Source organism: Roseicyclus sp. (assembly GCF_052168335.1).
Taxonomy (GTDB): Bacteria; Pseudomonadota; Alphaproteobacteria; order Rhodobacterales; family Rhodobacteraceae; genus Roseibacterium.
In genome coordinates this window covers 1-3,475 of the sequence record NZ_JBQLZP010000407.1, presented here as the reverse complement: position 1 = coordinate 3,475, position 3,475 = coordinate 1, and the positions used below count along the sequence as shown (strand labels likewise).

The following is a 3,475-nucleotide window of genomic DNA, read 5'->3' as shown; positions in this document are numbered from 1 at the left end:
GGCGTCCGCCGGCATCCTGCGCCGGGCGGAGGCCTCGGCCAGCGCGGCCACCGCGCGGCGGCGATAGTCGGCGTAGGCAGCGTCCGCCGCGCGTCCCATCGCCGCGAGCGCCGCGGGGTCCGCGAGGATCGCCCGCGCCATCGGCACGAGATCGGCCGCGCGGGCCGGGCGGACGCTCGCGCTGTCCACCACCTCGGTCAGGCCGTGGCTGTGCTCGGTCAGGACCGGCGTGCCGGTCGAAAGCGACCCCAAGATCCGCGGGATCTCGAGGTGGTTCGAGGCCTGCATGTGGACGTTGAGCGTGAGCCGCGCGCGCGCGCTCAGCGTCTCGAGGTCGCCGCCCTGCGACGGGCTGAGGCCGAGGCCCGCGGCCCTCGCGGCGTCGAGCACCCGCTGCCGCCGGGGCGACAGGCCGCCGACGAAGCAGAGGTCGAATTCGCGATCGGCGAGGGGGACGGGGGCGAGGTCCGGCGGGTCGCTGCACGGCAGGAAGCCCATCACCGGCAGGTCGAGGCGGCGGCGCAGAACCCGCGTCTGCGCGGGGTAGTAGTCGAGCACCGCGTCCGCCCGGGGCAGTTTGGCCTCGAGCAGGCGGCGCTTGCTCCGGATCAGGCGCGCGCCCTCCAGCGACATGGCGAGCGGGTTGCCGATCATCGCGACGACGGAGAAGTTCACCAGCACGCAGGTCACACCCGCCCGGCGCGTCCAGGGCGGCAGAAGCTCTCCGATGACGTAGACGACGGCCGGCGCGGCGATCTCGGCCTCGTCGAGGCTGTCGCGGATCGCCAGCGTCCGGAGCCCGGGATGGTTCGCGGCCAGTTCGCATTCGAGGAAACGGACGATGCCCCCGATATAGGGCAGGGACCGCGCGTGGACGGCGAGATACGAGTTCATTCCCGGCTCCCCTCGGAGAGAGCCCCCACGCCGGACGTGCTAGCAGGCGGGGCGCGCGCCGTTCAACTCCGTGCGGGGGCCGGTGGCCGCCTTGGGCGGGACTTCGCCGAGCTTGCCGGGGATCGGGGCCTGGCCCGGAACAACGGCGCGCGCTGCCGATTGATCGTCGCGGCACCACGGGGGTGCCCGCAACAAGTGGAGACGATCATGCCGAACGACCTGACGAAGATGACCGGCGCCGCGGCGCTCATCGCCATTCTCGCGGGGGCGCCCGCGCTCGCGCAGGACATGACCCAGATGGACACCGACCAGAGCGGCACGGTGAGCGAGGAGGAGTTCACCACGGGCTACGCCGCCAACCTCAGCGGGATGGAGACCTGGGACACGGATGGCAGCGGCTCGGTCAGCGAGGACGAGTGGGCCACGGGTGCGGCCTCGGCCGGGTCCGCCACGGGCAACATGGCCTGGGACGAGCAGGACTTCGCCTCGGCCGATGCCGACCGGAGCGGCGACCTGAACCCCGAGGAGTTCGCGGCGGTGCTCTTCCTCATCTACGACACCGACCAGAGCGGCGACCTGAGCGCGGACGAGTACTCGACCTACTCCGAGGAGCAGGACGCGATGTCGGGCGACGACCAGGGCTGATCCCAAGGGCGTCCCGCTACAACCGGCCGCCATCCCCTGGGGGTGGCGGCCTTGCCTTGCGTGACCGCCTGCGGGCGTCTCGCAAAAACAACACCTTGGCGCTTTCTGCACGCTGCCGCGCAGTTCCCGTTGCCGCGCGGCCTCCCAACCCTGCAAGCATGCCGCAAAGGCTGGTCCCGAAGGGGCGGCGCGAGACCCGCGGCACACGCGAGCAGACGAGGCAGTGACATGGCGATGACCGGCCCTTGCCGAGCGGCAGGCTTTCTTTTCGTTTTCGCGGGCGTGACGGCGGCGGGCGCCGCCCTTGCCGACGGTTCGGGCGTGATGCCCGCGCCCGAGCCGCAACTCGCCTATCCCGCCATGCCGGGGGGCCGGCAGACGCTGGGCGTCGTCCGCGACTTCGGCAACGACTGGTACGGGGTCCTCTTCGGGGACCGCTACGACCGCTGGCGCACCGGCCATGTCCGCATCAGCGTCCTGCGGGGCGAGGCCTGGCAGGAGAGCCTGCCGTCGCGGCCCTTCGAGCTGATGGAATACCGCCTCCGGGGCGAGATCATCGCGCCCGACAACCTCTCGACGCCCGCGCCGGGGGACAGGCTCTATGCCGCTTCCTGGTGGCTCGGCGCGTCGACGCATTTCGGCTGGCGCGGTCTCGAGGTAGCGGCGGGGGCCGACCTCGTGGTGACGGGCGCGCAGACCGGGCTGATGGACATCCACAGCGGCATCCACGAGTTCTTCGGCGGCGACCGCATCAACCTGTCGGCCACCGAGATCGACGACGCCTTCTACCTCGACGCCAACCTCGAGGTCGGCCGGAGCGTCGCGCTGAGCTTCGGCGAGGTGCGGCCCTTCGTCGAGCTGCGCGCGGGCGTCGAGACGCTGGCGCGCGCGGGCGTCGACGTCACCATCGGCACGCTCGGCCAGGACGGGCTGAGGCTGCGCGACCAGGTCACCGGCCAGCGCCTCGCCACGGTCAACTCCGCCTTCGCGCCCGGCGGGTGGTCCGTCCTCCTCGGGGCGGACACGGCCTGGGTCGCGAACTCGGTCTTCCTGCCCGCGAACCGGGGCCCCGATCTGGAAGAGCACCGCCATCGCCTGCGGGCGGGCGTGAACTACGGCCTCGGCGACAGCAACTTCTTCTACGGCGTCAGCTATCTCTCGGAGGAGTTCGTGGGCCAGCCGGAAGGACAGGTCGTCGGAACGATCTCGGTGGACCTGCGCTTCTGAGGGCGTCCGGGGCGCCACACGGGCGATCGGCGGCGAATCGGTGCCTTCACAGACCGAATCACTCGTGTTAACCTTTCGAGATAACGCCGGGAAACGGCGAGGTTTTGTGACTTGAGGCGGGGCAATGGGTACGAGCTTTCGGGGCGCGTTCATGGTCGCATGGGCGCAGACCCTGCTGGAGGGATCACCGGCAGAATCACAACGAGAACTGGCGGAAGGGATGAGCTGGAGCTGGCATGGCCGGGCTCTGCCGCTGGAGGGTGACGGCGCCGCCCTCGTCCTCACCGCCGGCCGGGATCACGAGGAGCTCCGCGCCCGTGCGGCGCGTGTGGTGCGCAAGCTGTTGCAGCGCCCCGCGACCTGCCCCGCCGGTCTTGCCGATCGCGAGTCCGCGCTCGACGAGGGCGATCCGCTGTTCTCAGGTGCGTTCATCGTCTCGGACGGTTCCGCCTTCTTCACGGTCGTTCCCGTCGCCATCGACGCCGACGCGCCGCCCGTCCTGCTCTTTCCCGACGGCCTGCCGCAGCCGCACCGCGAGCACACGATCATCGCGTGTTCCGACCGCACGCCTGTGCGCGCGCCCTCCGAGCGGCCCTCGGTCATCTGCTTCACGCCCGGCACGCGCCTCAGGACCGACCGCGGCGAGGTCGCCATCGAGGATCTCGACGTGGGCGACCGCCTGCTGACGCGCGACGACGGCCCGCAGGCG

Annotated in this window: 4 protein-coding genes; 3 read left to right on the top strand and 1 reads right to left on the bottom strand. The window is 71.5% G+C overall.

Features of this window, described 5'->3' with window-relative positions; genetic code table 11:
- Positions 1 to 894: glycosyltransferase family protein (locus tag ACTS11_RS12480; protein ID WP_442640640.1), on the bottom strand; the 894-nt coding region annotated here is incomplete at its 3' end.
- A 207-nt stretch (positions 895 to 1,101) separates the two neighbouring features.
- On the opposite strand from ACTS11_RS12480, the gene ACTS11_RS12475 reads away from it, so the two are divergent.
- The 3 genes from ACTS11_RS12475 to ACTS11_RS12465 all read left to right on the top strand — a co-directional run.
- On the top strand, positions 1,102 to 1,539 hold the full coding sequence (locus ACTS11_RS12475; RefSeq protein WP_442640639.1) for a hypothetical protein: 438 nt from the start codon (positions 1,102 to 1,104) through the stop codon (positions 1,537 to 1,539).
- A 282-nt stretch (positions 1,540 to 1,821) separates the two neighbouring features.
- On the top strand, positions 1,822 to 2,766 hold the full coding sequence (locus ACTS11_RS12470; protein ID WP_442640638.1) for a lipid A-modifier LpxR family protein: 945 nt from the start codon (positions 1,822 to 1,824) through the stop codon (positions 2,764 to 2,766).
- Positions 2,767 to 2,986: 220 nt separating this feature from the next.
- Positions 2,987 to 3,475 (top strand): Hint domain-containing protein (locus ACTS11_RS12465; protein ID WP_442640637.1); only part of this gene is annotated, 489 nt, incomplete at its 3' end.